At 71.1% G+C, this 3192-nt stretch carries 4 protein-coding genes, 2 tRNA genes and 1 pseudogene; 1 reads left to right on the top strand and 6 read right to left on the bottom strand.

What is annotated here, in order from left to right:
• Positions 1–46: 46 nt before the first annotated feature.
• The 6 genes from ACYVE9_RS20420 to ACYVE9_RS20395 all read right to left on the bottom strand — a co-directional run bounded on the left by ACYVE9_RS20420 (position 47) and on the right by ACYVE9_RS20395 (position 2731).
• Positions 47–1102, bottom strand: a complete 1056-nt coding sequence (locus ACYVE9_RS20420; RefSeq protein ID WP_461029337.1) for a UDP-N-acetylmuramate dehydrogenase — start codon at positions 1100–1102, stop codon at positions 47–49.
• A 95-nt stretch (positions 1103–1197) separates the two neighbouring features.
• Positions 1198–1632 carry a MaoC/PaaZ C-terminal domain-containing protein gene (locus ACYVE9_RS20415; RefSeq protein ID WP_461029336.1) on the bottom strand — a complete coding sequence of 145 codons (435 nt, stop codon included), beginning with the start codon at positions 1630–1632 and terminating at the stop codon, positions 1198–1200.
• Positions 1629–2087 carry an FAS1-like dehydratase domain-containing protein gene (locus ACYVE9_RS20410; RefSeq protein ID WP_461029335.1) on the bottom strand — a complete coding sequence of 153 codons (459 nt, stop codon included), beginning with the start codon at positions 2085–2087 and terminating at the stop codon, positions 1629–1631. The genes ACYVE9_RS20415 and ACYVE9_RS20410 overlap by 4 nt, the downstream gene beginning before the upstream one ends.
• A 191-nt stretch (positions 2088–2278) precedes the next feature.
• Positions 2279–2443 carry a 50S ribosomal protein L33 gene (gene rpmG / locus ACYVE9_RS20405; protein ID WP_003956487.1) on the bottom strand — a complete coding sequence of 55 codons (165 nt, stop codon included), beginning with the start codon at positions 2441–2443 and terminating at the stop codon, positions 2279–2281.
• A gap of 95 nt (positions 2444–2538) precedes the next feature.
• Positions 2539–2611: transfer RNA gene (locus ACYVE9_RS20400), tRNA-Met, on the bottom strand.
• A 47-nt stretch (positions 2612–2658) separates the two neighbouring features.
• Positions 2659–2731, bottom strand: a tRNA-Thr gene (locus tag ACYVE9_RS20395).
• Positions 2732–3003: 272 nt separating this feature from the next.
• Between ACYVE9_RS20395 and ACYVE9_RS20390 the strand changes: the two are divergent.
• Positions 3004–3192: pseudogene (locus ACYVE9_RS20390) on the top strand (hydrolase); the annotation flags it as partial.

Raw genomic sequence — 3192 nt, 5'->3', positions numbered from 1 at the left:
CCCGGCGTGCCGCACGGGGCGCCGGCCGCCGGCCGCCGTCCACGGTCTACAGCGAGCAGCCGACCGTGACCGGCTCGTTGACCAGCGTCACGCCGAAGGCGGCGTGCACGCCGTCGCGGATCTCGCGGGCCAGGGCGAGCAGGTCCTCGGTGGTCGCGCCGCCCCGGTTGGTCAGGGCCAGGGTGTGCTTGCCGGAGATGCGGGCCCGGCCGCTGCCGTAGCCCTTGGCGTAACCGGCCCGGTCGATGAGCCAGGCGGCGGAGGTCTTGGTGCGGCCGTCAGCCGTGGGGAAAGCCGGGGGCGCCGTCGCCGGTCCCAGCCGGTCCGCGACGCGGGCCAGGAAGGCCGCGTGCTCGTCCTCGGTCAGGATGGGGTTGGTGAAGAACGAACCGGCCGACCAGGTGTCGTGGTCCTCCGGGTCGAGCACCATGCCCTTGCCCGTGCGCAGCTTCAGCACGGCCTGTCGGGCCTCGGCGGCGGGCACCCGCTCGCCCGGCTCGACGCCGAGCAGCCGTGCGGTCTCGGCGTAACGCAGCGGCGCCGACAGCCCGCCGGCGTCCTCCAGCCGGAAGCGGACCCGCAGCACCACGTAGCGCCCCGGCTCGGCCTTGAAGCGGCTGTGGCGGTAGGAGAACCCGCACTCCGCAGCCGGCACGGTGACCGTACGCCGCTCCAGGCGGTCGAAGGCGACGACCTCGGAGACGGTGTCGGCGACCTCCTGGCCGTAGGCGCCGACGTTCTGGATGGGTGTGGCCCCGGCGGAGCCGGGAATGCCGGCCAGGCACTCGACGCCGGCGAGCCCCGCCTCGACGGTGCGGGCGACGGCCTCCGACCAGTTCTCGCCGGCCGCGAGTTCCAGGGAGGTGCCGTCCAGGATGAAGCCGGTCGTGGCGAGGCGCAGGGCGGTGCCGTCGAAACCGCCGTCACCGATGACGAGGTTGCTGCCGCCGCCGACGACCAGCAGCGGAGTGCCGGCGTCGTCGGCCTCGCGGACCGCGTCGACCACCTCGTCGTCGGTGGTGGCGGTCAGCAGCCGGGCGGCCGGACCGCCCAACCGGAACGTGGTCAGCGGGGCCAGGGGGGCGTCGGTGAGTACCTGCACGGGACAAGGGTAAGGGGACGCCGGTACCCGCCCGGCGCCCCCTCGTCCCCGTCGAAGCCGCACGGGATGCCGCACGGGCTGCGCACGGGCTGCCGTCAGGCGAGCCGGACGACGGCGCGGGACATGCCGAGCACCTTGTTGCCGGCGCTGGTCGCGAGCAGGTCGACGCGGACCGTGCGGGCCTCGTCGTCGAGCTTCGCGGCGACCTTGGCGGACACCTCGACGCGGGCGCCGGTGTTGTCGTCCGGTACCAGCACGGGCTTGGTGAAGCGCACCCCGTACTCGACGACGGCGGCCGGGTCGCCCGCCCACTCGGTGACGACCCGCGCCGCGAGGGCCATCGTGAACATGCCGTGCGCGATCACGTTCTCCAGGCCGACCTCGGTGGCGAAGCGGTCGCTCCAGTGGATCGGGTTGAAGTCGCCGGAGGCGCCCGCGTACTGGACGAGGGCGGCCCGGGTGACGGGGAACGTCCGGGCGGGCAGTTCGGTGCCCACCTCGACGTCGGCGTAGCGGACGCTGGCGGTCATCGGCCGTCCTCCTCGACAGCGCGGGCGACCAACTTGGTGAAGGCCGTCACGACATGCTCACCCGACTCGTCGTGCACCTCACCGCGGATGTCCACGATGTCGTTGCCGGCCATCGACTTGACCGCCTCGATGGTGGACGTCACAGTCAGTCGGTCCCCCGCACACACCGGGCGCGAGTAGACGAACCGCTGGTCGCCGTGGACCACCCGGTCGTAGTCCAGGCCGAACGCGGGATCGCGCACAACTTCGCCGGCCGCGCGGAAGGTGATGGTGAACACGAAGGTGGGGGGCGCGATCACGTCCCGGTGGCCGAGCCCCTTGGCCGCCTCCGGGTCGGTGTAGGCCGGGTCGGGGTCGCCGAGTGCCTCGGCGAACTCACGGATCTTCTCCCGGCCGACCTCGTACGGGGCGGTGGGCGGAAAGCTCCGCCCGACGAAGGACTGGTCGAGCGCCATGGGCCCGCTACCTCCTGTGGACTGTCAGAGCTGGCTGAACTGGCTGAACTGGGTGAGCTGGGTGAGCTGGGTGAGCTGGGGAACGAGTGTGCCGACCGGCACGGGGCTGGTGAAGACGGTGACACAGGGGTGGAAAACGCCTTGAGGCCGCCCCCCGAAAGCGGGGGGCGGCCTCAAGAACCAGCCTGGTGTTATCGCGTTTCGCGGTGTGCGGTGTGCGAGTTGCAACGCGGGCAGTGCTTCTTCATCTCAAGACGGTCCGGGTTGTTGCGCCGGTTCTTCTTGGTGATGTAGTTCCGCTCCTTGCACTCCACGCAGGCCAGCGTGATCTTCGGGCGGACGTCGGTGGCAGCCACGTGAGTGCTCCTTGGACGGCGGATGGACAGGGGTTCAACACATGAAAGAGTAGCCGATCGAAGGACCTACCCCACAATCGGCTACTGCGGTGAAGTAGCGGCGACCGGACTTGAACCGGTGACACAACGATTATGAGCCGTTTGCTCTACCGACTGAGCTACGCCGCCACGATGTGAACGGTCCCCCGCCCACTGGGCGGACGACCTCACACCAGAGCCCCAATACGGAATCGAACCGTAGACCTTCTCCTTACCATGGAGACGCTCTGCCGACTGAGCTATTGGGGCGAGCGATGAAGACATTACACGCTCGGCCGCCGAAGGTGAAATCCGTATCGGCGGCGCCCGCACCCCGCCTCCGAGGCCTCCCCGCGCACCTTCCCTACCTGCCTTCCGACCTGCCTTCCGACCAGCTTCGGGCCACGCCGGTACGACTTTTCAGCGCCTGCCGCACCGGGCGTCGGGCGCGTCCTAGTCTCGAACCGCACTGCGTGATCTTGCGGCGGCCCGGGGGGCGCCGGCCGCCCCCGAGGCCAGCCATTTCACCGAGCGGGAGCCCCATGTCGGACAGTCATCCGCACGAGCCGGGAAAGCCGGGAAGCACCGACCATCCGGCCCCGGCCACCGAGGGCGGCAACCTCGTCCTGTGCGGTGCCCGGCTCACCGACGGCCGCCTCGTCGACGTCCGCGTCGGCGCCGGCCGGATCGAGGCCGTCGGCACCGCCGGCAGCCCCGCCCCGGTCGGCACC

It is taken from the genome of Streptomyces sparsus (assembly GCF_054776295.1).
Note: the sequence above shows the minus strand (reverse complement) of the source record. Positions and strands in the feature narration are given on the sequence as shown.

Coding starts and splice junctions, on each gene's coding strand:
- ACYVE9_RS20415 (WP_461029336.1), bottom strand. CDS start 1,632: ATGACCGCCAGCGTCCGCTACGCCGACGTCGAGGTGGGCACCGAACTG.
- ACYVE9_RS20410 (WP_461029335.1), bottom strand. CDS start 2,087: ATGGCGCTCGACCAGTCCTTCGTCGGGCGGAGCTTTCCGCCCACCGCC.